Source organism: Nonomuraea sp. NPDC049725 (assembly GCF_040674795.1).
In the GTDB taxonomy this organism is placed as follows: Bacteria; Actinomycetota; Actinomycetes; order Streptosporangiales; family Streptosporangiaceae; genus Nonomuraea; species Nonomuraea ceibae.
Genome location: NZ_JBFANJ010000007.1, coordinates 385,150 through 410,489, shown reverse-complemented (window position 1 = coordinate 410,489; position 25,340 = coordinate 385,150). Strand labels below are relative to the sequence as shown.

Below are 25,340 nucleotides of genomic sequence, written 5' to 3'. Positions count from 1 at the left end.
CGTCGGCGGTCAGTCGCCGATGTTCTCGTCCGCGGCCTTCACGGCCGCGGTCAGGCTCTCCAGCTCGGTGGCGAAGTCCTCGTACGTGTGCAGCCAGTACGCCGGCCACGACACGACGGCGCCCGCCTTGGCCGCCTTGACCTTGAACCAGGTGGGCTGCTTCTTGCCCCACTCCTCGTTGGAGGTCGGCTTGTAGCTGCGGCCGTCGTACAGGACGAGGTCGGGCTGGTACTTGTCGGCGTTCTCCCAGCTCAGGTTCTCCCAGTAGGGGAAGCCGGGGTCGGGGCTGTCGGGGTTGATCACCTTCAGGCCCCAGTTCTGGAAGTCCAGCAGCTCGGGCGCGTACTCGGGGTTGGCCACGTACAGCTTGTCGTCGGCGGGGAGCATGGCGGCCGCGGTGAGGCCGGGCTTGGCGGCGACGGCCTCCTTGAAGGCGGTCACCGCCTCCTCGAAGCGCTTCTTGTGCGCGACGATCTCCGGGGCGTCGACCTTGGCGCCGAGGCTCTTGGCCAGGTCCTCGTAGCCCTTGGCCAGGGCGACGATCGACTTGCCCTGGGCGACGCCGACGATGGGGGCGAGCTCGGTGAGCTTCTTGCTCTTCTCGTCGGCGCCTTCCTCCAGGCCGCTGTAGGCCTTCTCGGCGGGCCACCAGTCGCCGACGATGAGGTCGGGGCGCAGGGCCGCGGCCTTCTCGACGTCGATCTTGCCCCATTCCTCGCCGAGGATCTCGATGCCGGTCAGGTCGAGGTCCTTGAGGTTCGCGTCGGTCTTGACCGATTCGTCGGCGTAGATGCCGACGGGCTTGAGGCCGAACGACATCAGCGCGGCCGCCTCGCCGGCGTGCGCGATGATCCGCGTCGGGGTCTTGTCGGCCTTGACGACCTTGCCGGACCCGTCGGTGAACTGCCACGGACCGGCGGGCGCGGCGGAGGCCGCCGCCGCGCCGGTGCCCGCGGCGCTGCCGCCGGTCTCCGCGGAACCGCAACCTGCGAGCACGACGCTAAAAGCGGCGAATGCCAGGATCGGACGCCATGCGCGCATGGTGGTGCTTCCATTCTCGTGCCGGGATTCAACAGTTAGGCAAGGCTAACCATAGTTTGCCCACTTGGCTACCCGGTTGTGATCGGGCTCACGCGGCGTCGAGAAGGATCTTCACCACGGCCTCGGGCGCGTCGCCCATGAGGTTGTGCCCGCCGTCCAGCGCGTACGCCTCCCAGGCGGGGTCCTCGGCCAGCCGCCGGTACACGGGGTGAACGGTTCCACGTCCGCGTACCAGTGCCGTTCGCGGTCGGTGACCAGGTTCCAGCAAGAGTCGCCGTCGCCGGTGATGACCATCCCGCCGTAGCTGTGCCCGGCGAGCACGGCACCGGGTCACGCCGCGGCGGCGGGCTCCCGGGAGCGCAGGCGGGCCGCGGCCACGGCGAGGAGCGCGAGCGCGGCCAGCGCGAAGGCGATGTTCCCGGCGAGGTCGACGGCCGGGTCGGCGGGCACGGCCGGCGGCTGCGGGAAGCCGTGCCAGGCGTAGGTGAGCACACCGCCCGCGGCCAGCGCGAACACCTGGGCGCGGCCCCAGCCCGCCCTCCTGGACCAGCGCGCCACCTGGGCGCAGACCACGGCGTAGACGGCGACGTTGACGGCCACGAGCGGCCACGCGGGGACCGTCCAGGCGGCCATCGCCGCACCCCAGAACACCGCCCCCGCCACCAGCGAGAAGCCGAGCACCGGCCACGGCCCCGGCGCCCGCCCCGGCGACGCGGCGGCCGGGCCCCGGCGGCGCAGGCCGAGCACGACCAGCAGCCCGGCCAGCACCACCACGCCCGCGAGCTGAGCCACGGACGGCTGGTACGGGGCCGGGTCGAACAGCGCGCTGGCCGCCGCCCCCAGCAGGAACAGCACCCCCGCCGTCACCAGGCCCGGCAGCCGCAGCCACGGCTCCGAGGCCCTGGCGGGCACCAGGGCCTCCATCACCGCGATCGGCACGCAGATGCTGCCCACGGCGTGCACGCCGCCCAGCACGAACGTCACCCACCAGGCGCTCACCTCCAGACCCGGGATCCAGGCGTACGAGGCGAGGTCCATGCCGGCGTAGCCGGGGTTGAACAGGGACCGGGTGACCAGCCCCTCCTCCACGAGCCCGTAGGCGACGGCGAGCAGGACGATGCCCGGCCAGCCCGCCCCCCGGCGCCGGGCCAGCTCGCGGACGAGCAGCGCGCCGCCCCCGTACAGCGGGGCCAGCGTGATCAGCGCCACCAGCATGGTCACCGGCAGGTTGCCCAGCAGGAACTCGCCGATCAGCGGCGACAGGAAGAACAGCCCGAGTGCGGGCGCGATGCGTTTCACCATGCCTCCAGCCTCGCGAGAGGCGTGGTGCGGCCGGTAGTGACGTTCGTCAGAGCCAGCCCTTGGACTCCGCGGCGCGCGCCGCCTCGGCTCGGTTGCGGGCGCCGAGCTTGCCGATGGCCGACGACAGGTAGTTGCGGACGGTGCCGTCGGACAGGTGGAGGCGGCGGGCGATGTCGGCGACGGTGCCGCCCTCGGTCGCGGCGCGCAGCACGTCGCGTTCGCGGCCGGTGAGCGGGTTCGCGCCGGCGGAGAGGCTGGCGGCGGAGAGCTTGCGGTCGAACACCCGCTCCCCCGCGTGCACCCGCCGCACCGCGTCGGCCAGCTCCCCGGCCCTGGCGTCCTTGACCACGTAGCCGTCGACCCCGGCGTCCATCGCCCGGCGCAGGTAGCCGGGGCGGCCGAACGTCGTCAGGATGATCACGCGCACGCCGGTGAGCCCGGCCGCCGCGATGAGGCCGTCGCAGCCGGGCATCTCGATGTCGAGCAGCACGACGTCCGGATCGAGCCGGGCGACCGCCCCGGCCACCTCGTCGCCCCGGCCCACCTGCCCGGCGACCTCGATGTCGGGCTCCAGGCCGAGCAGCGCCGCCAGCGCCTCGCGTACGAGATGCTGGTCGTCGGCCAGCAGGACGCGGATCACGCCCGCTCCGCCACGGGGACGCGGGCGCTCACCAGGAAGCCGCCGCCCTCGGCGGCGCCGCCGTACAGGGTGCCGCCCGCGACGTGGACGCGCTCGGCGAGACCGCGCAGGCCGTTGCCGTGCGTGCCCGTGTGATCGGCGGGGCCGCGGCCGTCGTCGCGGACCTCCGCGTACGCCTCGCCGCCGGTCACGCCGAGGCGGATGCGGCAGCGGCGGGCGCCGCTGTGGCGGACGACGTTCGTGGTGGCCTCCCGGACGACCCAGGCGAGCACCGGCTCGGCGTCGGCGGGCAGCGGGTCGGCGGCCACCTCCAGCCGCACGCCCGCGGTGTCGAGCGCCCGGCGCGCGCCGTCCAGCTCGCCGGGCAGCGACAGCTCCCGGTAGCCCGCGATCGCCTCGCGCACCTCCGACAGCGCCTGCCGGGACAGCTCCTCGACCTGCTCCATCTCGGCCCTGGCCCGGTCCGGGTCGGCGGTGGCGATCCTGGCCGCGAGCTGGCTCTTCACCGTCATCACGGCCAGGCTGTGGCCGAGGAGGTCGTGCATGTCACGGGCGAAGCGCAGCCGCTCGTTGTCCACGGCCAGCCGCTCGACCTCGGCCCCGGCCTTGCTCAGCGCCCGGTTGGCGGCGTTAAGCTGCAGGAAGGCGCGGATGGCGGCGGTGAACACCACGGCCTGCAGCGGCAGCCACCAGTATTCGGCCAGCGACTTGCCCAGCAGCGGCAGGGCGAGCGTGACGGCCGCGACCGTGGCCCCGGCCGCCACCGGCAGCGCCCGCGCGGGCAGCGCCGCGGCGACCGCGGTGATGAGGAAGTACGACGCCGCGAACACCCACATCTCGCCCAGCACCACGGTCATCGCCGCGGCGACCACGTAGAGGAGGATCAGCGCGTACGGGGTGGCGTTGCGGTGCGGCCGGTCCAGTGCGGTCCACACGACCCGCAGGTAGAGCGCCACGAACCCCGCCAGCCCGGCGGCCACCAGCCCGATCGTGAGCCCCGGCGGGGAGGCCGCCAGGAACCCGGGCAGCGGCCACACCAGGACGACGAGGTAGACGGAGGTCCAGAGCCGGCCCTTCATGCGTTTCACACTATCCACCCCGGCCTCCCGCCCACCCCTGACGAATGTCACACAAGCGACGGCCGACCTGACTCGCCCTCGGGGCTGACTCAGCCACGGGGGGCCCGGCTGAGGCAACCGCTTCCCCAAGATCCACACCAGAGCGACAGGCGTGAGAACGTGGTGCCGTGGAGATCGTCGAGCGCGAGCTCACCGCCCCCTGGACCGGCTTCCTGGCCGAACCCGCGCCGGGCGCGACCGCCGGGGTCCTGGTGCTGGCCGGGTCCAGCGGGCGCGTGGAGACCGAGCGGTGCCGACTGCTCGCCGCGCACGGCCTCAGGGCGCTGTCCGTCCGATGGTTCGGCGGGCCGGGGCAGCCGCCCGGCATCTGCGAGATACCGCTGGAGACCTTCACGGCCGCCGTCGACCTGCTCGCGGAGGCGGGGACGCGGCGGATCGGCGTCCTGGGCGTCTCCAAGGGGGCGGAGGCTGCGCTGCTGCTGTCCGTCGTCGAACCCCGGCTCGACGCCGTGATCGCCGTCTCCCCGACCTCGGTCGCGTGGGCGAACGTGGCGGGCGGCGACGACCGGATGTGGCCGTCCCTCCGCTTCACCCGCGAGCTGGCCGCCCGGCGACCGGCTCTGGTGATCACCCACCCGGAGGCGGGGCACCGGCCAGGTTCCCCGGCGAGCCCCCCGCCCCCGCCTCACCCGCCTACGCCTACGGCGGAACCCCCGAGGCGGACGCCGCCCTGGGCGCCCGCGCCTGGCCGCACCTCCTCACCCTGCTCGGGGTGTCGGCCGGTCGGTTACGGGCGGACCAGTAGGACGTTGCCGAGGGAGCGCTGGCCGGCTGCGTCGGAGGGCCGGTTGACGATGCCGCCGGGGGTGACCATGACGCTGGAGCCGCCGCCGTCGAGGTTCATCGCCTCGCGGGCGCCGAGGAGCTTCATCAGCTCGGCCGTCTGGGCGATGCCGAGTCCTTCGCTGTAGCCCTCCTGGCGTCCGTCGACGACCACGAGCATGAGCCGGCCCCGGTCGTCCATGCCGATCATGGATCGGGGGTTGGCGCGTACCGTCCAGTTGTAGGTGAAGGTCTGGTCGGCGCCCTCGCGGACGAGGCCGTCGGCGGCGGCGTTCACGGAGACGCGGCCGTCGCGGACGAGCGTGGGCCCGACCTGGAGGATCGTGGTGTCGCGGGTGAGCGGGATCCGGCGGCCCCGGCTGTCCTCGACCCGCTCGTTCACGCGCAGCCGCTCGCCCGGCTTGACGTGGGCGAGCAGCCAGGCGGCGCTGTCGCCGATGGCCTGGACGGTGGATCCGCCGGCGGGGACGGCGGCGCCGCGGGAGGCGTTGACGGCGGTGACGGTGCCGCGCGCGTCGAGGACGGCCTCGGCGCCGGCGCCGGTGGGCGGGGCGCCCCATTCGGGCGTGAACAGGACCAGTTCGCTGTCGTCGGTGCACTTCAGGTCGTGCTGCGGCTTCTCGGTCGGCTGGTCGCCGCCCACGCCGCCGCAGTTCCAGATCTCGCCCGGCACTCGGTTGACGCCGTCGATCTCGGCGCTCGTACGTCCGGCGCGCAGGGTGACGCGGGCCGTGTAGGCGTCCACGTCGACCGAGCGGCCGCCCCGGGTGATCTTGATGCCGCCCCGGCCCTGGGTGGCGGAGCCGATGAGCTTGCCGTCCTTGACGTACATGCCGCCGGGCGCGCTGTTGTAGAACCACTGCGCGTTGATCCCGGCCACCGCGCCCGCGGCGGCGGCGAGGTCGGTCAGCTTCTCGGTGCCGTTCAGCGCCGGGCCGAAGTCGGTGCCGACCGTGCCGCCGAAGGCGCGGAAGTCGACGCGGAGCACGTGCACCTTCTGCGGCGCGCCGGGGTCGGCGCCGTCCTGCGCGGTGTAGCGGGTGCCGCCGGCGAACCCGGCCGCGCGGAGCCGGGCGAGCTCCGCCGCCGCCTCCGCGCTCGTGGCGTGGCGGCCGACGCGGACGGTCCAGCCGAGCGTGCCCGCGGGGCGGTCGGCGTACGCGGGCGTGACGACCTCCTCGACGCGCGGCTCGTACCCCTTGCCGCGCACGGCGGCGGCGACCCGGTCGGCGATCTCGCGCGAGCCCAGGGCGGTGGCCGCCTTGTCGAGCGGCCCGTCGGCGGTGTGCGGCAGGTAGACGTGCACGGTCCAGAAGTCGTTCTCGTCCTTGGCCCCGAGCGACATCGACGTGAGCGTCACGCCGGGCGCCACGGTGGTGGTCACCGGCTGCGCGCTCAGCGGGAGCCGTCCGCCGAAGAAGGGGTCGGGCGGGGTGTCCGCCAGGGCGGGCGCGCTCGCGGTCAGCATGATCGCGGCGGCGGCCACGGCGGAGAGAGTGTTGCGGTGCATGTACGTCCTCGGTCCGGAACAAGATGGTGCCCGGGCAGTCAACGGCCCGCCCGTGACCCGGGACCGAACGCCGGGCGCTCGCGGCGCAGCGCCCAGGTGAACAACGCGGCCAGCCCGCGATCGGACCACGCGGCTACGCCGCGATCAGATAGCGCGGCTACGCCACCGTGCCCTCCTCGGCGCTGACCAGCTCGGCGATGGTGGCGAAGAACGCCGCGATGCCCGGCAGGTTGGCGCCCTTGGCGCGGGAGGCGGCATAGTCCTCGGGGGAGCGCCAGTCGACGACGTCCAGCCATTCGCCGCCGGGCAGGCGGATCAGGCGGGCGCCGAGGAAGCCGTCCCGGTCGGCGCGGAAGTCGGCCAGCATCGCGGGGCGCGCGGCCAGCATCTCCTCCTCCCGGTCGGGCGACACCTTGAAACGGGTGAGTTCGACGGTGATGCTCATGGGGGTGTCCTCCTGGATTCGACCGGTACGAAGAGGACCATATAGTCACTGTTTCTGATAGTCAAGATTAGTGACTATGCAGGCGATCATGCCCGCGCCGACGAGCACCGCGGCCCCAGCCAGCGTGACCGGGTAGCCCACGGCGGCGGCCACCGTCAGCGTCACCGCCCCCACGCCGAACGCCACCACGGACCCCGCGCTCGACATGGCGCTGTAGTCCGCGCCCGCCGTCGCCGGGCGGGACAGCCGCATCGTCTCGGCCGAGACCACCGTGGCCGCCGCCGCGTAGGCCACCTTGAACAGCAGGATCGCGCCCCCGGTCAGCACCGGCCAGCCCGCCCCGTGAGCCGCGGGCAGCAGCGCCACCACGCTCACCAGCAGGGCCGCCCCCGACCCGGCCAGGCAGGCGCGCGTGCCGAACCGCGCGACCAGGCCCCCGGCCAGCAGCGCGCCCGCGATCGCCACCGTGTCACCGAGCAGGCTGGTGACCAGGCCGATCGACGACAGCGACCAGCCCGCGTCCACCAGCATGGGGCTGACCAGGGCGTACGCGGCGAAGATCCCGGCCAGGAAGCACGGCTGCACGAGCAGCGTCCACCGCGCCCTGCGGCGGTCGGCAAAGACGCCGAGCAGCGCCGCGTACCGTTCCCGCAGGCCGGGGCCCGCGGCGGGCGGCGGACCCTCGGCCAGCCGCAGGATCTGCACGGCCGGCAGCACGGTCAGCGCCGCCAGCGTGAGCAGCGCGCAGGCCCAGCCGAACTCGGCGTAGACGAGCAGGGAGACGCCGCCGCCGACGAGGCTGCCGACGTAGCCGCCGGCGACCTGGATGCCGTTCGCGATCCCGCGCTGCCCGGGGCGCAGCAGCCGGACCACCAGCGCGTCGACGGCGATGTCCTGGGTGGCCGAGAGCACTCCGGCGGCAGCGGCGGCGAACAGGACGAGGCCGAGATCGTCGACCGGGTCGAGGGCGACCAGCGTCAGCAGGGTCAAGGCCAGCGCCGGCTGGAGCACCAGCAGCCAGGACCGGTAGTGCCCCCGGCGGGCCGAGCCGAACCGGTCCACCAGCGGCGCCCACAGCATCCGCAGCGCGGTCAGCATCCACACGGCCTGCAGCAGCCCCAGCGCCTCCAGGCCGGCGCCGCGCTCGCGCAGGATCGAGGCGAGGGCGGTGCCGAAGAAGGCGGTGCCGAGAAACTGCGTGGTGTAGAGCGCCGCCAGCAGCGGGTATCCGGCCCGTGGTGTCTCTGCCCCTGACATGCGGCACATTCTGGGCGCACCACCGCCCGGCGATGGCGGCATATGTCCTCAATCCTGGGCGTTAGGTCCGGTAAAGGGACGCCGGGCAGAGGAGAAGCGTGAACCGCCGTGTCGTCATCGTCGGCTATCCCGACGTCGAACTGCTCGACGTGGCCTCGCCCGGCGACGCGTTCGCCTCGGCCAACCGGGCGGGCGCGCGGCCCCCGTACACGGTCGAGCTCGCCACCGTCGCGGCGGCCACCATCCGCAGCTCGTGCGGGATCACGCTGGTCGCGCAGCGGGAGCTGGAGCGGGTCACCGGCCCGGTCGACACGCTGATCGTCGCCGGCGGGCACGGGCACGTGGCCGCCCGCGAGGACCCGCGCCTGGTGGACGAGGTCCGCAGGATCGCGCGCGGCAGCAGGCGCGTCGTGTCGATCTGCACCGGCGTCTCGGTGCTCGCCGCCGCCGGGCTCCTCGACGGCAGGCGGGTGGCCACCCACTGGCGGCACGCCGCCGAGATCGCCGCGCGCTTCCCGGCCGTCACCTTCGACCCGGTGCCGCTGTACATCTCCGACGGCCGGCTGCACACCTCGGCCGGGGTGACCAGCGGGCTCGACCTCAGCCTCAGCCTCATCGCCGACGACCACGGCCCGACGCTGGCCAGGCAGGTCGCCCAGACGCTGGTCACGTACCTGCACCGGCCCGGCGACCAGGCGCAGATCAGCATGTTCCTGTCCACCTCGCCGCCCGGCAACCGGGTGGTGCGGGACCTGGTCGCGTACATCACCGGGAACCTGGACGCCGACCTGTCGGCGGCGGCGCTCGCCGCCCGCGCCGGGATCAGCGTGCGGCATCTGCGCAGGCTGTTCACCGGGCAGCTCGGCACTACGCCCGGCCGGTACGTGCGCGCGGCGCGTACCGAGGCGGTCGCGCAGTTGCTGGCCTCCAGCGACCTGCCGCTGGACACGATCGCCCGGCGCTGCGGGTTCGGCTCGACCGAGACGCTGCGCGAGGCCTTCCGCGACCGGTACGGGACCAGCCCCGCGCGCGGGCGGCAGGCCGCCGGGCGCTGACGGGACGCGTATCGCGGAAATCCGGCCAGGGACGGCGACGGGCGGCGCGCCGGGGGTCAGGATGCGGGTATGGCTACCGAGAAGACGATCGCGTTCGTGCTCTACCCCGGCTGCACCATCCTCGACCTGGTGGGCCCGCTCCAGGTGCTCTCCACGCTCGCGGCGATCCGCCCGGAGTTCCGGGTGGTCGTGGTCGCCGAACGGCTGGACACCGTCGAGACCGACACCCCGCTCCAGGTACGCGCCGGGCACACGTTCGAGCAGGTGCCCGCGCCGGACGTGCTCGTGCTGCCCGGCGGCGAGGAGGCGACGATGCGCGCCACCGCCGACGAGACCCTGCTCGCCTACGTGCGCGCAGCCGCCGCGACCGCCCGGCCGGTGGTCTCGGTGTGCACCGGCTCGTTCATCCTCGGCGCGGCCGGGCTGCTCGACGGGCGGCGGGCCACCTCGCACTGGTCGATGGTGGACGCGCTGGCGGAGTTCGGCGCCGTGCCGACCCGCGAACGGTGGGTGGCCGACGGGCCCGTGCTCACGGCCGCCGGCGTCTCGGCCGGCATCGACATGGCGCTGCACCTGGCCGGCGAGCTGGCCGGCCCGGAGACGGCGCGAGCCGTGCAGTTCGCCATCGAGTACGACCCGGAGCCGCCGCAGGGCACGCTGGACTGGGACCAGGCACCCCGCGCGGCCTACTCCTTCGTCACCCGCAAGTGGGTGCGCGACGCGCTCGGCGAGACCCCGCTCGCCGACCGGCTGATCGCGCGCCTGGGCGACGGCGGCTGAGCCCCCGGCTCAGCCGATCCCGCCGACGATCTCGGCGACCCGGCCCGGCTGCGACAGGAACGGCGAGTGCGAGGCGTCGAGCCACACCGTGGCGGTCGGGTTGTCCGGGAACGCGGCGTCCGCCTCCGCCACGAACTTGTGCTGCAACGGCGGCCTGATCGTCATGTCGCGCGCGCAGCCGACGTACGTGCGCGGCACCGAACCCCAGCCCTGCCGGGTCAGCGTCGTGGTGCCGAGCGCGATCCCGGCCGGGGCGTCGGGCGTCATCAGCGCGATCGCCGCGTCGGCGGCCTCCGGGTCGATGTCGCCGTAGAACGTCTCGCGGAGCTGCTGCCGGTAGGCGTCGTCGGAGGAGGCCACGTCCAGCCGCAGCGCCCCGACCGCCGCCGGGTCGGCCCGCACCGACGGCCCGATGAGCTCGCCCTCGTTCTCCGGCATCAGGGCGTAGTCGAACGCGGGCACCCCGGAGGCGGGCATGAACGCGGCCAGGTACACCGCGTGCGCCACCAGCTCGGGGGCCTGCTCGGCGGCCCTGGTGAGCACCGTGCCGCCCATGCTGTGCGCCACGACCGTCACCGGGCCGCCGCGCCCCAGCCGCTTGAGCCGCGCGACCAGGTGCTCGCCCGCCTCGTCCAGAGTCACCCCCGCCACCGGCGACGGCTCCGTCGCCAGGTGCGCGGGGTCGAACGGGCGGCCGGTGACCGACCGGGGCCGCCGGGCGCGCAGCCCGTGCCCCGGCAGGTCGACCGCCAGAGCCGGGCGGCCCGTCTCGGCCACGCGGGCCAGGACCTCGCTCCAGCACCAGGTGCCGTGCCAGAAACCGTGAACGAACAGCAGCGGAGTGCGCATCGATGCTCCTCGGCGTCAGGAATGTGTGCCGCTAGGGGAGACGACCGCGCGCCTGCGCCTGTGACTGAGGCCAGGCGTGTCCTGGCTCACACCGGGCGGGGATGCTATGACGATCACATGACCGTCCGCCAGGCCACCCCCGCCGACGCCGAGGCGATCGCCGGCATCCACGTACGCTCCTGGCAGGCGGCCTACCGGGGCCTGATGCCGCAGGACCACCTCGACGGCCTGGACCCCGCCGCCCGCCTCCCGATGTGGCGGCGCCTGCTGGCCGAGACCGCCTGGCCGAGGAGCGGCATCCTGGTGGCCGAGGACGACGGCGGCGTCACCGGCTTCACCGGCTTCGGGCCGGCCCGCGACCCGGATCAGGACCCGGCGTCCGTGGCCGAGATCACCACCCTCTACCTGGCGCCCGAGGCGTGGGGACGCGGGATCGGCGGCGCGCTCCTGGGCACGGCCGTGGACGCGCTGACCGGGGCCGGCTACGGGCTGGCCACCCTCTGGGTGCTCGACACCAACGCGCGCGCCAGGCGCTTCTACGAGTCGCTCGGCTGGCGCGGCGACGGGACGGTCAAGCCCGACGACCTGCAGGGCTTCCCCCTCACCGAGGTCCGCTACGCGCTCGCGCTGCGCACCTGAGCACGACGCCGCCGAGCGGGGCGTGCGTCTATGCGCTAACCCCGGACTCCAGGCGGGCCAGGGCGCGGTCGACCTCGGCGGGGGCGTCCATGCCGGCGTCGTGGGCCCACTCCAGCCAGATCAGCGCCACGACGCCGAACACCGCGCCGACGGCGTCGCGGACGCGCGGGTCGCCGGCGTCGCAGCCGGCCTTGGCGGCCACCAGGTCGCGGACCTCGCCGACCAGGCCGGGGCTCCTGCGCAGGTTGGCCACCAGCAGCTCGGGCACGGTGGCGGCGAACACCTCGCGCGCGTGCCCGGCGGCGATCTCCTCGGCGGTCAGCTCGGCGAACGCCTCGCGGAACGCGCCGCGCAGCACGGTGAGCGGCGGGCCGGGCGGCTGCGCGGCCAGGGCCTCGACGAGCGGCGGGAACCGGTCGAGCGTGACCAGGTGCTCCTTCGTCGGGAAGTAGCGGAAGAAGGTCGCGGGCGAGATCTCGGCGGCGTCGGCGATCTGCTCGACGGTGGTGGCGGCGTAGCCGCGCTCGCGGAACAGCCGGAACGCCTCGCGCAGGATCGCCTCCCTGGTCTTGGCCTTCTTGCGCTCGCGGAGCCCGCCGTCAGTCATGCGTCCGACTTTACCGCGCCCCCAAATGATAGCCTCCTCTTAAATAAGAGCGTACTATCGAGATCTGGAGGCCCGACATGGGCGACGTCAACGGTCTGCACCACGTGGGGCACATCGTGCGTGACATGGGCGAGGCGATGGAGCGCTACCGGCGGCTGGGCTTCACGGTGGCCGAGCCCGCCTACCCCGAACTGCCGGGCATGGCCGAGCCGGTCGGCGTGGTCAACACGCACGTGTACTTCCCGGGCGGCTTCGTCGAGCTGGTGTCCGCCGGTCGCGTGCCCGCCGGGGCGCGACCGATCCCGCTGCGGGTGCCCGACGACAAGCTGCCGGGCCTGACGGCCGCCGTCCGCGCGACGGCCGCGAACATCGCCGCCTTCCTCCAGCGCTTCCAGGGCCTGCACATCGTGATCGCCGACACGTCGGACATCGACGCCGTCGCCGCGCGGCTGACGGCGGCCGGGGTCGGCCACGGCGGCGTGCACGCCGTCCAGCGGCCCGTCGAGACCGCCACGGGGACCCGGATGGAGCCCGCCCGCTACCTGGAGCTCTCCCACCCCGGCCTGCCCGCGGGCCGCGTGCCGGAAGGCCGGGTCGGCTTCGCCCAGAACGCGCCGGTCGACGACGAGCGGCACCCCGAGCACGCCAACGGCGCGACCGCCCTGACCGGGTGCCTCCTGCACGTCGCCGCCCCGGACCTGGCCGAGGTCCGCCGCCGCTACGCCACCTACTTCGGCCCCACCGCACAGGCCACCGCGCCGGACACCGCACAGGCCACCGCGCCGGACCGCGCGGGCGTCACCGTCACGTCGGCGCCTGAGTCCGGCGGGGCGCCGCCCGCCCTGCCGGGGTTCGCCGGCTTCACGGTGTCCGTACGCGACCTCGACGCCACCGTGCGGCACCTGGGCGGCAACGGCGTCGCGTTCACCCGGACCGGCCGGCAGGCGGCCGTGCCCGTCCTGGGCACGACGATCGTCTTCCGGCAGGAGGCCGGCTGACGCGCCCTCAGACCACGCAGCCGTCGTGGTGCGGGTCCGGAAGCACCACCGCGCTCTCCGCTATCCGCCGATAAGTCGGGCACTGGGTGAAGTCGTCGGCCGTGCACCGCATCAGGTGCTCGATCAGCGCCTTGGACGCCGAGATCTCCTGGAGCCGCCGTTCGAGCTCGGCGTGGTGCCGCTGGAGGAGGGCGTGGCGTTCCGCCTGGCCGGTGACGCCGAGGATCTCCCGGATCTGCTCCAGGCTCATGCCCGCCGCCTTCGCCCGGATGATCGTCATCACGTGGATCAGGTGGTCCTGGGTGTAGCGGCGCCGCCCGTTGACCCGGGCGGCGGGCGCGATCAGCCCCATCGCCTCCCAGTGCCGCAGGACGTGGGGAGCGAGGTCGAACCGCTCGGCCAGCTCCCCGATCTGCATCCACTCGCTCGACTTCATGTTCACATTAACTTGCAGACCCATGCCCCGAGTCAAGTGGCCAACTATGCAACCGATCGGTCGTTAATATAGTTTGGGCCGCATGACGAACGACGACAGGCGGGCGCCGCACTTCAGGTCCCGCTGGATCACCGGCCCGGCGAGCGGCAGCCCAGGCCCGCTGGTGGCGGCCCTGACCGACTACCGGGCGCAGCGGCTGCTCGACCTGCCCGGCATCGCCCGCCGCGCCCGGTCGCTGAGCCGCCTGTGGCCGGGCCTGACGGGCGCGGTCGGCATGTGGCTCTGGGCCGACGTGCCCAGCCGCCGGGTCGGCTCCCTGTCGGTGTGGCGCAGCGAGGAGGATCTCCGGGCGTTCGTCCGGGTCCCGGAGCACGTGCGGATCATGCGCGACTACCGCCACCGGGGCACGCTGGACTCCCGCACCTGGCAGGTCGACACCCTCGACCGGGCCGCCCTGTGGCGGGTGATGACCGAGTGACCCGCGCCCCGAACCCGGGGTGGCACAGCGGGCGGTGAGCGAGACGAACGGAGCGCCACGATGAGCCGCCACTTCCAGGTCAACTTCTACGCCCACGACCCGAAAGCGCTGTCCACCTCAAGAACCGCGTCCATCTGGACGTCCGCGCCGCTCCCGGGCTGGTGGGTGTGGAGCGGATGGCGGCGCTGGAGGTCACCCTCACCTCCACGGGGGAGCCGCCTCCTCTCACGGGGGGAGGCGGGGCGGGGGCGGCGCGGACACGATGGCTGCCATGAGCGTCACATCCGCGTCCCGCCCGTCCGCGCCCGCCCGGCTCACCGTCTGGGCCGGCCGGGCGATGATCCTGATCGCCGCCGCGCACACTCTGATGTTCGCCCCGCTCGCCCCCTGGTCGAGCTGGTTCGCCGGGGAGCTGCGCGACCGTTCCGCCGGGAGCGAGTCCCTGGTCACGTTCTGGGCGTTGCCCGGCGGCTTCGTCGTGGTGCTCGTGCTGCTGGGGCTCCTGGTGGCGCGGGCGGGGCGGCAGGGGCACACCGTACCCGCGTACGTCGGCTGGGCCGTCCTGGCCTGGGGGGCGTTCGCCGTCGCGCTGCTCGGGCCGAGCGGCTTCCTGACGGCGGTCGTCCCCGCCGGGCTGCTGATAGCGGCCGACGTGATCGCCAGGCGGGCCGCCCGCCCCGGGCTCAGGAGGGCGGGAGCGGGCGGCGCATCGGCGTGAGCAGGCCCGACAGCGACACCAGCACGCAGCCCGCGCCGGCGACCACGGTCACGGCCGCGACGCCGTACTCCGCCGCGCCGAGTGTGAGGAGCGCGGCGCCGGCCGGGCCCAGCACGTAGTGGACCGTCCAGAAGGCGGCGGTGACCCGGCCCAGCAGGTGGCTGGGCGTCACCTCCTGGCGGAACGACTGCGAGCAGATCCCGGCCACGGCCGTGCCGAGCACGAACAGCGCCATCAGCACCGCCACCGCGGGCACGCCCGTGGCCAGCCCGACGCCGCCCATCGCCAGCCCGGACAGCGTGGTGGCGCTCACCCAGGTGTTGCCGAACCCGATCGCCTTGCGGATGCGGCCGATGAGCGGCGCGCCCACGATGGCGCCGACGGCCGCGCAGGCCAGGACCAGGCCGACGGCGTCGTCGTTCTGCCCGAGGTCGTGCTTGAGGTGGTAGATGAGCACGTCGTCCACGCCCGCCGTCAGGAAGATGAAGAACGTCAGCAGGATCGTCAGCGAGCGCATCACCGGGTGCCGCCACAGGAACCTGGCGCCTTCGAGCAGGCCGCCCCGGTCCGCCGGCGCCGCCGCCGGGCGCAGCCGGATCAGCATGAGGCCGAGCGCGGACACCACGAACGTCACGGCGTCCACGCCGATCGCGACCACCGGCCCGAACGCCTGGGAGATCACCCCGACCAGGGCCGGGCCGCCGATGCCGCCCACCGCGTAGACGGCGTACAGGCGGCCGTTGGCCTGGGTGATCTGATCGGGTTCGACCAGGCTGGGCACCACGGCCACGTAGGCGACCTGGAAGACCATGCCCAGCGCCGCCCCGAGCGGGACGATCACGTACAGGAGCCAGATCTGCGGGCCGGCCATCCACACGAGCGGGATGGCGGCGTAGAGGGCGGCGCGGGCCAGGTCGCAGCCGATCAGCAGGCGGCGGCGGTCCAGCCGGTCGACCAGGTGGCCGGCGAACACCCCCGTCACCAGCGAGGCCGCGCCGGACAACCCGGTCAGCAGGCCCATCTGCACGACGGAGCCGGTCGCGTGCAGGACCAGCAGCGGGATGGCCACCGTCGAGAACGAGTCGCCGGCCACCGACAGCGCCTGGACCGCCAGGAAGATGTTGAAGTTGCGGTTGCGGAAGAGGTTCATCGGCTGCCGATCCTGCCGGATCACCGCCCCGCGCCCGCCGTCGGGGCCCCCGGGTCAGCGGGCGAACGGGTTCCCGCCCGACGCGACCGCCGCGAACAGCGCGCTCCCGTACGTGTCGTACAGGTGCCGTTGCAGGGCCGGGCCGAACGTCACCCGCGCGACGCCGAGCCCGGCCAGCTCCGCCGGTGAAAGCGCGCCGCCCCCGTAGGCGACGTTCACCGGCCCGGGAATGCCCTTCGTCAGCGCCCGGATCACCTCGGGGTCGCCGGCGCCGATCGGGTAGACGCAGTCGGCCCCGGCCTCCAGATAGCGGGCGGCCCGGTCGAGCGCGGCGGCGAGCTGCGCCTCCGGCGGCCCGGACCGGCGCAGGAACACGTCGATGCGCGCGTTGACGACCAGGTCCGCGCCGATCGACGCCGCCGCCTCGCGGACCGCGGCCAGGAAGCGGGCCTGCTCGGCGGCGTCGACGAGCTCGCCGGTGGCGGGGTCGGAGTCCTCCAGGTTCAGCCCGGCCGCGCCGGTGGCGGCGAACCGCTCGGCCAGCTCGGCGGGGGCGAGCCCGTAGCCGCGCTCGAAGTCGACGGTCACCGGCACGTCCACCGCCCGGACGATCCGCGCGGCGGCGGCCAGCACCTCGCCGACGGGGGCCGCCTCGCCGTCGTCGTAGCCGAGCACCGCGGCGGTGGCGGCGCTGCTGGTGGCCACGGCCGGGAACCCGGCCGTCACCGCCAGCCGGGCCGAGGCCGCGTCCCAGGCGTTGGGCAGCACCAGCGGCGCGCCGGGCACGTGCAGCGCGCGGAGTGTGGATGCGTCACGGTTCACGGGTTCCTCCGGGGTCGTCATCGAACGGTCTCCGGCCTGGGCACGGAGGTCGGGGCGGTTCGCCCGCGCGGCATGCCGAGGGCGGTGAGCAGCCCGGCGAGGGCGAGCGCGGTGACCGCGCCCATCGCCGCCGCGAACCCGGCGCCGAACACCCCGGGCGAGGCGTAGCCGCCGGTCGCGGCGAAGACCGCGACCGAGACGGCGACGCCGAACACCCCGCCGAAGATCCGCAATGTCATGAACGCGCCGGACGCCTGGCCGATCTCGTGCGGCAGCACCGCGCCGACCGCCGCCTTCTGCGCGGCGGGCATGGCCATGGTCAGCCCGGCCCCGCTGGTGATCAGCGCGGGCAGCAGTTCGAGATAGCCGGCGCCGGGCCCGGCGGCGAGGGCGATCCAGCCCATGCTCACGCTCTGCAGCAACAGCCCGCCGGCCACGAACGTCCGCTCGCCCACCCTGTCGGCCAGCCGCCCGGCGATCGGCGCGCACACCATGAGCGTCGCCGTCCACGGCATGAGCCGCAGCCCCGCGCCGAGCGGCCCGTCGCCGTGCACGATCTGGAAGTACTGGGCGAGGAAGAACATCGTGCCGTAGAGCGAGGCGAAGACCAGGAAGTTGGCCGTGGCGGCGGTGGCGAACGCGCGCAGCCGGAAGAACCGCATGGGCAGCATCGGCGCCTCCGCACGCCGTTCCCGGGCCACGAAGGCGATCAGCAGCGCGACGCCGAGCAGCAGCGTGCCCAGCACCTCGGCGCTCCCCCAGCCCGCCGCGTTCCCGCGCACCAGCCCCCACACGACGCCGAGCGCGCCGAGCGTCACCAGCACGACGCCGCCCAGGTCGAGCCGGTTGCGCGGGCCCGCGCTCTCCTCGACGCGGCGGACGGTGAGCGCGATCGCGGCCAGCCCGATCGGCAGGTTCAGCCAGAAGATCCACTGCCAGGCGAGCCCTTCGGCGACGACCCCGCCGACGAACGGCCCGCTGAACGTGGCCAGGCCGGTGAGGCCGAGGTACAGCCCCATCGCCCTGCCCCGCCGCTCCGGCGGGAACGCCACGCTGATCAGCGTGAGCGACAGCGGCAGCACCATCGCGCCGCCCGCCCCCTGGAGCGCCCGCGCCGCGATCAGCGTGCCGATGTCCGGCGACAGCGCGCACGCCGCCGACGCCGCCGTGAACACGGCCAGCCCGGTGACGAACACCCGCCGCCGCCCGAACCGGTCCCCCAGCGCCGCCCCCGTCAGCAGCAGGACGGCGAACGTCAGGCTGTAGGCGTTGACCGTCCATTCGAGCGACTCGATCGAGGCCGCCAGGTCCTGCCGGATCGTGCCCAGCGCGGTGGTCACGACCAGGCTGTCCAGGGCCATCATGAACGACGCCAGCGAGGCCAGGCCCAGCACCCATGCCTGTCCGGGCGTCATCCGCCCTCCGTCGACACGCACGTATCCCCCTATGTCGGTAAAAGTGTGGCCGTCAGTCGCGCAGCGACCGGGGCAGCCCGAAGGACGCCAGCAGCGCGTTGTCCAGGAAGCGCGTCACCACGGCGATCCGGTCGCCGGTCAGCGTCAGCACGAGCACGCCGTGCGCGTGCAGGATCGGCGTGCGCGGGTCGCGCTGGTAGCAGCCGAACGCCGGCTGCCCGTTGGCCCGCGTCGGGATCAGCACGTACTCGCGGCCCCCGCACATCGCGACGGTGGCCAGGAAATGACGGATGACCTCCGGGCCCTGATACTCCAGCGGCAGCGGCGGCATGGTCAGCCACGCGTCGTCGGTCAGCAGCGCCACGACGGCGTCCACGTCACCTGCCTGGAACGCCCGCGCGAACGCGTCGACCAGCCGCCGCTCGCGCGCCGAGCCGGGCAGCGGGGCGCTCTCCCGCCCGGGCAGCTCGCCCGCGAGGGTCGCCCTGGCGCGCTTGAGCGCCATCGCGACGGCGTTCTCGGTGGCGCCGATCATGCCCGCCACCTCGCCGGCCCGGAAGCCCAGCACGTCGCGCAGCACGAGCACGGCCCGCTGCCTGGGCGGCAGCCGTTGCAGCGCCGCGAGGAACGCCAGCGACACCGACTCGCGCAGCTCGTAGCGGGCCTCCGGGCCGGGCATCCGGTCGGCGAGCTCGTCGAGCAGCGCGTCCGGGTAGGGCTCCAGCCAGCTCGGCTCGTCCCGGCGGTGCGACGGCTCGGGCAACGTGACCTCCACACGGTAGGCCGGCCGGTCCTGCGGACGCCGCGATCCGGCCCGCAGGGCGTTGAGGCAGCGGTTGGTCGCGATGCGGTAGAGCCAGGTGCGCACCGAGGCGCGCTGCTCGTAGCCGTCCATCCCGCGCCAGGCCGCCAGCAGCGTCTCCTGGACCAGGTCCTCGGCGTCCTGCACCGAGCCCAGGATGCGGTAGCAGTGCACCTGGAGCTCGCGCCGGTACGGCTCGACGAGCTCGCGGAACGCCTCGCCGTCGCCGCCGCGCGCCAGCGCCAGCAGCTCGGCCGCCGACGGACTCCCTCGCATGGTGGCTCCTTCTCTCCGGTGGCGCCCGCCGAACTGCCCGGTGACGCCTGACGAAGGGATGGACACCGCCGGAGCCGGAAAGTGGTCGGCCGCCGGGCGGACGTCAGCGCGGGGTGAGCATGGGCACGAGGAAACGCCTGGCCACGGCCGCGAGCTGGTCGTCGTCGTCGAGGTCGACGATCCGGCTCGGCGTCGCCAGGAAGGAGGCGGAGACCCGTACCATCAGCTCGGCCACGAGCTCGGCGTCGAGGTCGGCGGAGACGTGGCCGGCGCGCTGCTCGCGGCGGAGCTGGCCCGCGACGAACTGCCGGACGGTGGCGAGGGTCTGCCCGCCGTCGCTGATCATGGAGGGGACGACCAGGTCGGGCTCGGCGGCGATGAGGCCGCCGATGAGCGGGTTGCGGCGGATGGCGCGCAGCGAGCTCACGAAGCCGAGGACGACCCGGTCGGCGGCGGTGCGGGCGTGCTCGATGTCGACGAGGAACTGGTCGAAGTAGCGGCGGAACTCGCGCCGTACGACGTGCTCGACGAGGGCGTCCTTGGTGGCGAAGCGGCGGTAGACGGTGATGCGCGAGACCCCGGCGCGGCGGGCCACGTCCTCCATGGTCGAGCGGCGGATCCCCATGCGGCAGAACTGCTCGTAGGCCGCGTCGAGGATGCGCGCGCGGGTCTCGTCGACGGCGTCGACCCGTTCGACGGCGTCGCTGTAGGCGCGGTCCAGCAGCGACTCGGAGTCCGTCGGCGTCATGAGCACGGACAGCGCGGATTCCACGATCACCTCCCTTGAGTGATTCTGCCTCCATCACCTGGGTCTTGTGAGGGCCAGGACACTGTGCTGTGATGATACGCAGAACCAGATTTTGTTTCATCGTATCAGGAGGTGCTCTCGGCCTCGATCGAGGGAGGAGAACGCAAGCGTGGACAAGGTCAGCAGACGCTACGTGCTCAAGGCCGGCGGGGCGCTGGGCGCGCTCGGCGCGCTCGGCATCGCCACCCCCGCGCGGGCGCAGGCGCCGTGGACGTGGTCGCCCACGGGCTCCGTCGGAGGCGCCGGCGCGGGCGCCGACCCCCGCTGGGTGTGGGACGAGGAGGCCGACCCGCTGGTCGCCTCCCTCCTCGACCGGGGCGACGTGCCCCGCGTCAACGAGCTGTTACGGACCTGGACCAAGAACGACCAGCCGCTGCCCGCCGGGCTCCCGGCCGACCTGCGCGACTTCATGGAACGGGCCCGGCGCCTCCCCGCCTGGGCCGACCGGGGCAGGCTCGCCCCCGTCGTCGAGTTCAACAAGAAGCGCGGGCTCTACCTCGGCCTGCTGTACGGGCTGGCCAGCGGCATGATGAGCACGGTCATCCCCAAGGAGGCCCGCGCCGTCTACTACTCCCAGGGCGGCGCGGACATGAAGGACCGCATCTCCAAGACCGCCAAGCTCGGCTACGACATCATGTCCGCCGACGCCTACGACCCCCGCGGCGAGATGATCGTCACCTGCGTCAAGACCCGGCTGGTGCACGCCGCGGTACGCCACCTGCTGCCGCAGTCGCCCTACTGGGCGCAGGTCGCCGACGAGGAGATCCCGATCAGCCAGCGGGACATGATGGTCACCTGGCACAGCCTGCCCACGACCGTCATGCAGAAGCTCACCGCGTGGGAGGTGCCGATCCCCGCCGCCGAGTCCGACGCGTTCCTGCACTCGTGGCAGCTGTGCGCGCACCTGCTCGGCATCAGGGACGAGTACATCCCCGCCTCGTGGGCCGAGGCGAACTCCCAGGCCGCGCAGGTCCTCGACCCGGTGCTCGCGCCGACGCCCGAGGGCGTCAAGCTGGCCGACATCCTGCTCAACCTCGGCTCCGGCGTCGACGGCGGCATCCTCGGCAAGCCGATCCTCGGCGCGTTCACCCGCTTCATGCTCGGCGACGAGATCGCCTCCTGGCTCAGGATCCGCCGCGAGCTGGTCTGGGACCCGCTGCTGCGGGTGAGCTGGAAGCCGTTCATCGCCGTACGCGAGGGCCTGCTGCCCTTCCCGGCGGCGCCCGAGGCGTACTGGCTGTTCGACGAGTTCCTCCGCAAGGCCGCCCTGCTCTTCCTGTCGGAGGCGCGGCCGATCAGCATCGAGATCCCCGACACCAACCGCCCGTCCTGATCAGAAGACTCCGCCCCGGCCCGAGCGGCCGGGGCACGGCTCGGAGAGGAGTTCCCGGCATGGCGGAGCTGAGCAGGCGCAGGATGTTGATCTCGGGCGGGGCCCTGGGCGCGCTCGGCGCGCTCGGGATGGCCACCCCCGCCGAGGCCCGCCCGTGGACGTGGGCGGCGGCCGGATCGGTCGCCGGCTCCGGAGCGGGCGCCGACCCGCGCTGGGTGTGGGACGAGGAGGCCGACCCGCTGGTCGCCTCGCTCCTCGACCGCGGCGCCGTCCCCGAGGTCAACCGCCTGCTGTGGGACTGGACCCGCAACGACCAGCCGCTGCCCGCCGGGCTGCCGGCCGACCTGCGCGACTTCATGGAGCGCGCCCGCCGCCTCCCGCCGTGGGCCGACCACGGCAAGCTCGGCACCGCCGCCGAGTTCAACAAGGCCAGGGGCCTGTACCTGAACCTGCTCAACGGCGTCGGCGGCGGCATGCTGAGCACCGCCATCCCCAAGGAGGCGCGGGCCGTCTACTACTCCAAGGGCGGCGCCGACATGGAGGACCGCGTCGCCAAGACCAGCATCCTCGGGTTCGCCGTCGGCTCGCTGAACGCCTACCGGCCCGACGGCTCCTGCGTGGTCGAGTCGGTCAAGACCCGGCTGGTGCACGCGGCGGTCCGGCATCTGCTCAAGCAGGTGCCGCACTGGCCCTACGGCATCCCGATCAGCCAGGAGGACATGCTGGTCACCTGGCACACGCTGCCGACGTTCGCGATGCGCAGGATGCGCGAGTGGAAGGTGCCGATCAGCGCCGCCGAGTCGGAGGCGTACCTGCACGTGTGGCAGGTGACCGCGCACCTGCTCGGCATCAGGGACGAGTACATCCCCGCCACCTGGGCCGACGCCGAGGCCCAGTCGGACCAGGTGCTGCCGCGCAACATGGGGCCGACGCCGGAGGGCGTGGCGCTGACCGGCATCCTGCTGGACCAGCTCGCCGAGCAGACCAGCCCCGGCAGCGTCAGCCGGCCCCTGTGCAACGCGCTGGCCCGTTACCTGGTCGGCGACCAGGTGGCCGACTGGGACGGCATCGAACGCGAGCCGGTGTGGGACCCGCTGGTCAGGTCCGCCTGGCCGAAGCTGGTGCGGTTCCGCGAGGGCCTCGTGCCGCTGCCGCTGGTGCCCGAGATCGCCTGGGTGATCGACGAGGCGGCCCGGCGGTACATCATGTTCTTCCTCACCAAGGGCCGGGAGACCAGGATCGAGATCCCGACGACGAACCGTCCCGGCACATGACGGCCATCGGGCGGCGGCGCTTCCTCGGGTACGTGCTGGCGGCCCCGACGCTGATCACCGCCGCCGGGCCGGACCCCGGGCTCCCGTCGCCGGAGATCACCGACCTGCTCGACCTCAACGACCTGATGACCGCGGCGGCGCTGCCGACCGCGAACCTGATCACGGTCGAGGTCGGCGCGGACGGCACGGTGTCGTTCGCGCTGCCCAGGGCCGAGGTGGGCCAGGGCATCACCACCTCCACCGCCATGCTGATCGCCGAGGAGCTGGCCGTACCGGTCGGGCGGGTACGGGTCACGCTCGCCGACGCCCGCCCGGAGCTGGTGTTCAACCAGCTCACCGGCGGATCGAACACGACGTTCGCGACGTACGTCCCGATCCGGGTGGCGGCCGCCGTCGCCCGGAGCCGGCTGATGCGGGCCGCCGCCGCCGAGCTCGGCGTCGCCCCCGCCGACCTGACGCTGAAGGACGGCGTGATCAGCGGCCGCGCGGGCCGGAGCGTCGGCATCGGGGAGCTCTCCGGCAGGGCCGCCGCCACGCGGACGCTGCGGGTGCCGGTCGAGCTCGCCGCGCGCGAGAGCTTCACCGTCATCGGCCGCCCGCACAACCGGATCGACGCGCTGGACGCGGTGACCGGGCGCAAGAAGTTCACCCTGGACCTGGACGTCCCGGACGCGAAACCGGCGATGGTGTGCCGCCCGCCCACCATCAACGGCAAGGTCGGCTCGGTCGCCAACCTCGCCGAGGTCCGCGCCATGCCGGGCGTCACCGACGCGGTCGTGATCTCCACCGGGGTGGCGGTCCGCGCCGCCACGTTCGGCCAGTGCGTCGACGCCGTACGCGCCCTGCGCGTCACCTGGAGGCCCGGCACCGCCGAAGGCAAGTCCGACGAGTCCGTGCTCCGCGAACTGCGCGCCGCCGAACCGCCGCTCGGCCTCCGGCCGCCCACCCCCGTCGTCGAGGGCTCGTTCACCTTCCACTTCCGCAGCAACAGCGCGCTCGAACCCAACTGCGCGATCGCCGACGTACGCGCCGACCGCGCCGAGATCTGGTCGTCGCTGAAGTCGCCCGTCGTCGCCCAGCAGGCCATCGCCGCCAGGCTCGGGCTGCCGCAGAGCCGGGTCACGGTGCACGTCACCGAAGGCGGCGGCTCTTTCGGTCGCAAGCTGTTCTTCGACGCCGCCCTGGAGGCCGCCGAGCTGTCACAGCGCGTCGGCAAGCCGGTCAAGCTCCTGTGGCACCGCGCCGACGACTCCCGCCAGGGCCGCACCCACCCGATGGCCATCTCACGGGTACGCGTCTCCTACCTCGGTGGCACGGTGCTCGGCTACCAGCAGCGGCACACCAGCGTCTCCACCGACCTCGGGCACGGCCTCGGCGAGATCATCACCGCCCTGGCCGCCCGGCTCCCCGGGGGCGACCTCAGCTTCGCCCAGACGTTCTTCCAGCTCAGCCAGACGATGCCCTACCAGTTCGGCGTCAGCGGCCGGCTGCTCAACGAGACGGACCGGGGCTTCAACACCGGCAGCATGCGCAACGTCTACTCGCCCGACGTCACCTGCGCCCGCGAGCTCGTCGTCGACCGGCTCGCCGCCCGCATGGGCCGGGACCCGCGCCGGTTCCGGCACGACTTCCTGCGCGACGAGCGCTCCCGCGCGGTGCTGGCCGCGGTCGCCGAAGCGGGCGAATGGGGCAGGCCGATGCCCGCCGGCACCGCGCAGGGCATCGCCTTCCACAGCGAGTACAAGTCCGTCAGCGCCGCCCTCGTCGAGATCGACTGCCGCCCGGAGACCGTCGAGCGGCCGATCCGCGACGGCGTGACCGGGCCCCGCGTCACCAAGGCGGTCTTCGCCGTGGACGCCGGGCTCGCCGTCAACCCGCGCGGCCTGGAGGCGCAGATGATGGGCGGCGTCATGGACGGCATCGCGCTGGCCCTCACCTCCAGCCTGCACCTGCGCGACGGCCACTTCCTGGAGGCGAGCTGGGACGACTACTTCTACACCCGGCAGTGGAACACCCCGCCCGACCTGCGGATCATCGTCATGCCCAGCACCTCCGACCGGCCCGGCGGCGCGGGCGAGCTGGGCGTCGCCGCCTCGATGGCCGCCGTCGCCTGCGCGTACGCGCGCGCGACCGGCGTCATGCCGACCACGTTCCCGATCAACCACGGGACGCTGTCCTTCACCCCCAAGCCGACCGTGCCCCCGATCCCCCCGTCCCCGGCCGACGGCCTGGACCACGCCCGCTGAAGGAGGACCCGAGTGCCCGAGCACACTTTCCGCGTCAACGGCGAGCAGGTCACCGTGGAGGTGGCGCCGGACGTGCGCCTGCTGTGGGTGCTGCGCGACCTGCTCGGCATCACCGGACCCAAGTACGGCTGCGGCATCGACGTGTGCAAGGCGTGCACCAGCCACCTCAACGGCAAGGCCGTCAGCCCGTGCGCGATCCCCGTGGGGGAGCTGCGGCCCGACGACGAGGTCACCACCATCGAGGGGCTGGCGGCCACGTCCGGCCAGGAGCTGCATCCCATGCAGCGCGCCTGGCTCGACCACGACGTGTCCCAGTGCGGCTACTGCCAGCCGGGCCAGATCATGGCCGCCGTCGCGCTGGTCCGGCGCGTCGCCGAGGAGGGGCGTGCCGTCACCGACGCCGACCTGGACGGGTTGCGCAACATCTGCCGGTGCGGCACCTACCCGCGCATCCGCGACGCCATCAGGGCGGGCGCCGAGGCGATGCGCTGAGGCCGTCCCAGGAGGCCGGCGCGTCGCGGAAGAACGCGTCCATCC

The 25,340-nt window shown here is 73.9% G+C and carries 25 protein-coding genes and 2 pseudogenes; 12 read left to right on the top strand and 15 right to left on the bottom strand.

The annotated features are described in order from the left end of the window. Positions 1-9: 9 nt before the first annotated feature. From AB0J53_RS21335 to AB0J53_RS21320, 4 genes are all read right to left on the bottom strand, one after another. Positions 10-1,041: an ABC transporter substrate-binding protein gene (locus AB0J53_RS21335; protein ID WP_364174753.1), complete on the bottom strand. Its 1,032-nt coding sequence runs from the start codon at positions 1,039-1,041 to the stop codon at positions 10-12. A gap of 330 nt (positions 1,042-1,371) precedes the next feature. Next, positions 1,372-2,343: a hypothetical protein gene (locus AB0J53_RS21330; protein WP_364174750.1), complete on the bottom strand. Its 972-nt coding sequence runs from the start codon at positions 2,341-2,343 to the stop codon at positions 1,372-1,374. 46 nt (positions 2,344-2,389) lie between these two features. After that, entirely contained in the window at positions 2,390-2,983 is a 594-nt protein-coding gene (locus AB0J53_RS21325; RefSeq protein WP_364174747.1) for a response regulator transcription factor, read from the bottom strand. Further along, positions 2,980-4,062: a sensor histidine kinase gene (locus AB0J53_RS21320; protein ID WP_364174744.1), complete on the bottom strand. Its 1,083-nt coding sequence runs from the start codon at positions 4,060-4,062 to the stop codon at positions 2,980-2,982. The genes AB0J53_RS21325 and AB0J53_RS21320 overlap by 4 nt, the downstream gene beginning before the upstream one ends. A gap of 167 nt (positions 4,063-4,229) precedes the next feature. Between AB0J53_RS21320 and AB0J53_RS21315 the strand changes: the two are divergent. After that, positions 4,230-4,637: pseudogene (locus tag AB0J53_RS21315) on the top strand (acyl-CoA thioester hydrolase/BAAT C-terminal domain-containing protein); the annotation flags it as partial. Between the two features lie 212 nt (positions 4,638-4,849). On the opposite strand, the gene AB0J53_RS21310 reads toward AB0J53_RS21315, so the two are convergent. The 3 genes from AB0J53_RS21310 to AB0J53_RS21300 form a co-directional block, all read right to left on the bottom strand. Further along, on the bottom strand, positions 4,850-6,415 hold the full coding sequence (locus AB0J53_RS21310) for a phosphodiester glycosidase family protein (RefSeq protein WP_364174741.1): 1,566 nt from the start codon (positions 6,413-6,415) through the stop codon (positions 4,850-4,852). Positions 6,416-6,572: 157 nt separating this feature from the next. Then, complete coding sequence (locus tag AB0J53_RS21305; protein ID WP_364174738.1) at positions 6,573-6,860, bottom strand: antibiotic biosynthesis monooxygenase; 288 nt, start codon at positions 6,858-6,860, stop codon at positions 6,573-6,575. Positions 6,861-6,905: 45 nt separating this feature from the next. Next, on the bottom strand, positions 6,906-8,117 hold the full coding sequence (locus AB0J53_RS21300) for an MFS transporter (protein WP_364174735.1): 1,212 nt from the start codon (positions 8,115-8,117) through the stop codon (positions 6,906-6,908). A gap of 98 nt (positions 8,118-8,215) precedes the next feature. On the opposite strand from AB0J53_RS21300, the gene AB0J53_RS21295 reads away from it, so the two are divergent. Continuing rightward, complete coding sequence (locus AB0J53_RS21295; protein ID WP_364174732.1) at positions 8,216-9,172, top strand: helix-turn-helix domain-containing protein; 957 nt, start codon at positions 8,216-8,218, stop codon at positions 9,170-9,172. Between the two features lie 69 nt (positions 9,173-9,241). Then, on the top strand, positions 9,242-9,952 hold the full coding sequence (locus tag AB0J53_RS21290; protein ID WP_219510612.1) for a DJ-1/PfpI family protein: 711 nt from the start codon (positions 9,242-9,244) through the stop codon (positions 9,950-9,952). A gap of 9 nt (positions 9,953-9,961) precedes the next feature. On the opposite strand, the gene AB0J53_RS21285 is transcribed toward AB0J53_RS21290, so the two are convergent. Beyond that, positions 9,962-10,801, bottom strand: coding sequence for an alpha/beta fold hydrolase (locus tag AB0J53_RS21285; protein ID WP_364174729.1), 840 nt, complete (start codon positions 10,799-10,801; stop codon positions 9,962-9,964). A gap of 117 nt (positions 10,802-10,918) precedes the next feature. On the opposite strand from AB0J53_RS21285, the gene AB0J53_RS21280 reads away from it, so the two are divergent. Next, positions 10,919-11,440 carry a GNAT family N-acetyltransferase gene (locus AB0J53_RS21280; protein ID WP_364174727.1) on the top strand — a complete coding sequence of 174 codons (522 nt, stop codon included), beginning with the start codon at positions 10,919-10,921 and terminating at the stop codon, positions 11,438-11,440. Between the two features lie 28 nt (positions 11,441-11,468). Here the strand turns inward: AB0J53_RS21280 and AB0J53_RS21275 are convergent, their stop codons facing one another. After that, a complete protein-coding gene (locus AB0J53_RS21275) occupies positions 11,469-12,047 on the bottom strand; it encodes a TetR family transcriptional regulator (protein ID WP_364174724.1) in 579 nt (192 codons plus the stop codon). Between the two features lie 77 nt (positions 12,048-12,124). Between AB0J53_RS21275 and AB0J53_RS21270 the strand changes: the two genes are divergently transcribed. Continuing rightward, positions 12,125-13,045 carry a VOC family protein gene (locus AB0J53_RS21270; RefSeq protein ID WP_364174721.1) on the top strand — a complete coding sequence of 307 codons (921 nt, stop codon included), beginning with the start codon at positions 12,125-12,127 and terminating at the stop codon, positions 13,043-13,045. Positions 13,046-13,052: 7 nt separating this feature from the next. On the opposite strand, the gene AB0J53_RS21265 is transcribed toward AB0J53_RS21270, so the two are convergent. Continuing rightward, positions 13,053-13,481, bottom strand: coding sequence for a MerR family transcriptional regulator (locus tag AB0J53_RS21265; protein ID WP_246646204.1), 429 nt, complete (start codon positions 13,479-13,481; stop codon positions 13,053-13,055). 82 nt (positions 13,482-13,563) lie between these two features. Here AB0J53_RS21265 and AB0J53_RS21260 point away from each other — a divergent pair, with 82 nt between their 5' ends. The 3 genes and pseudogenes from AB0J53_RS21260 to AB0J53_RS21250 all read left to right on the top strand — a co-directional run bounded on the left by AB0J53_RS21260 (position 13,564) and on the right by AB0J53_RS21250 (position 14,677). Then, a complete protein-coding gene (locus tag AB0J53_RS21260) occupies positions 13,564-13,959 on the top strand; it encodes a hypothetical protein (protein WP_364174718.1) in 396 nt (131 codons plus the stop codon). Between the two features lie 98 nt (positions 13,960-14,057). Beyond that, positions 14,058-14,150: pseudogene (locus tag AB0J53_RS21255) on the top strand (VOC family protein); the annotation flags it as partial. Positions 14,151-14,230: 80 nt separating this feature from the next. Then, positions 14,231-14,677 (top strand): DUF6463 family protein, encoded by a 447-nt coding sequence (locus tag AB0J53_RS21250; RefSeq protein WP_364174715.1) that lies wholly within the window; start codon positions 14,231-14,233, stop codon positions 14,675-14,677. Here the strand turns inward: AB0J53_RS21250 and AB0J53_RS21245 are convergent. The 5 genes from AB0J53_RS21245 to AB0J53_RS21225 all read right to left on the bottom strand — a co-directional run bounded on the left by AB0J53_RS21245 (position 14,643) and on the right by AB0J53_RS21225 (position 19,890). Then, positions 14,643-15,827 carry an MFS transporter gene (locus tag AB0J53_RS21245; RefSeq protein ID WP_364174712.1) on the bottom strand — a complete coding sequence of 395 codons (1,185 nt, stop codon included), beginning with the start codon at positions 15,825-15,827 and terminating at the stop codon, positions 14,643-14,645. The genes AB0J53_RS21250 and AB0J53_RS21245 overlap by 35 nt on opposite strands. A gap of 54 nt (positions 15,828-15,881) precedes the next feature. Beyond that, positions 15,882-16,649, bottom strand: a complete 768-nt coding sequence (locus AB0J53_RS21240) for an isocitrate lyase/phosphoenolpyruvate mutase family protein (RefSeq protein ID WP_364174710.1) — start codon at positions 16,647-16,649, stop codon at positions 15,882-15,884. A 17-nt stretch (positions 16,650-16,666) separates the two neighbouring features. Continuing rightward, complete coding sequence (locus AB0J53_RS21235) at positions 16,667-18,064, bottom strand: DHA2 family efflux MFS transporter permease subunit (RefSeq protein WP_364174707.1); 1,398 nt, start codon at positions 18,062-18,064, stop codon at positions 16,667-16,669. Between the two features lie 52 nt (positions 18,065-18,116). Further along, on the bottom strand, positions 18,117-19,142 hold the full coding sequence (locus AB0J53_RS21230; RefSeq protein WP_364174704.1) for a sigma-70 family RNA polymerase sigma factor: 1,026 nt from the start codon (positions 19,140-19,142) through the stop codon (positions 18,117-18,119). 103 nt (positions 19,143-19,245) lie between these two features. After that, on the bottom strand, positions 19,246-19,890 hold the full coding sequence (locus tag AB0J53_RS21225; protein ID WP_219510637.1) for a TetR/AcrR family transcriptional regulator: 645 nt from the start codon (positions 19,888-19,890) through the stop codon (positions 19,246-19,248). A 169-nt stretch (positions 19,891-20,059) separates the two neighbouring features. On the opposite strand from AB0J53_RS21225, the gene AB0J53_RS21220 reads away from it, so the two are divergent. From AB0J53_RS21220 to AB0J53_RS21205, 4 genes are read left to right on the top strand one after another with little or no spacing between them, the layout of a single operon-like run. Beyond that, positions 20,060-21,283, top strand: a complete 1,224-nt coding sequence (locus AB0J53_RS21220) for an oxygenase MpaB family protein (protein WP_364174701.1) — start codon at positions 20,060-20,062, stop codon at positions 21,281-21,283. Between the two features lie 59 nt (positions 21,284-21,342). Beyond that, the gene (locus tag AB0J53_RS21215) at positions 21,343-22,557 is read left to right on the top strand and encodes an oxygenase MpaB family protein (protein ID WP_364174698.1); all 1,215 of its coding nucleotides are present in this window, start codon (positions 21,343-21,345) and stop codon (positions 22,555-22,557) included. Beyond that, entirely contained in the window at positions 22,554-24,803 is a 2,250-nt protein-coding gene (locus AB0J53_RS21210) for a molybdopterin cofactor-binding domain-containing protein (RefSeq protein WP_364174695.1), read from the top strand. The genes AB0J53_RS21215 and AB0J53_RS21210 overlap by 4 nt, the downstream gene beginning before the upstream one ends. Positions 24,804-24,815: 12 nt before the next feature. Beyond that, complete coding sequence (locus tag AB0J53_RS21205) at positions 24,816-25,295, top strand: (2Fe-2S)-binding protein (RefSeq protein WP_219510595.1); 480 nt, start codon at positions 24,816-24,818, stop codon at positions 25,293-25,295. Positions 25,296-25,340 lie beyond the last annotated feature (45 nt).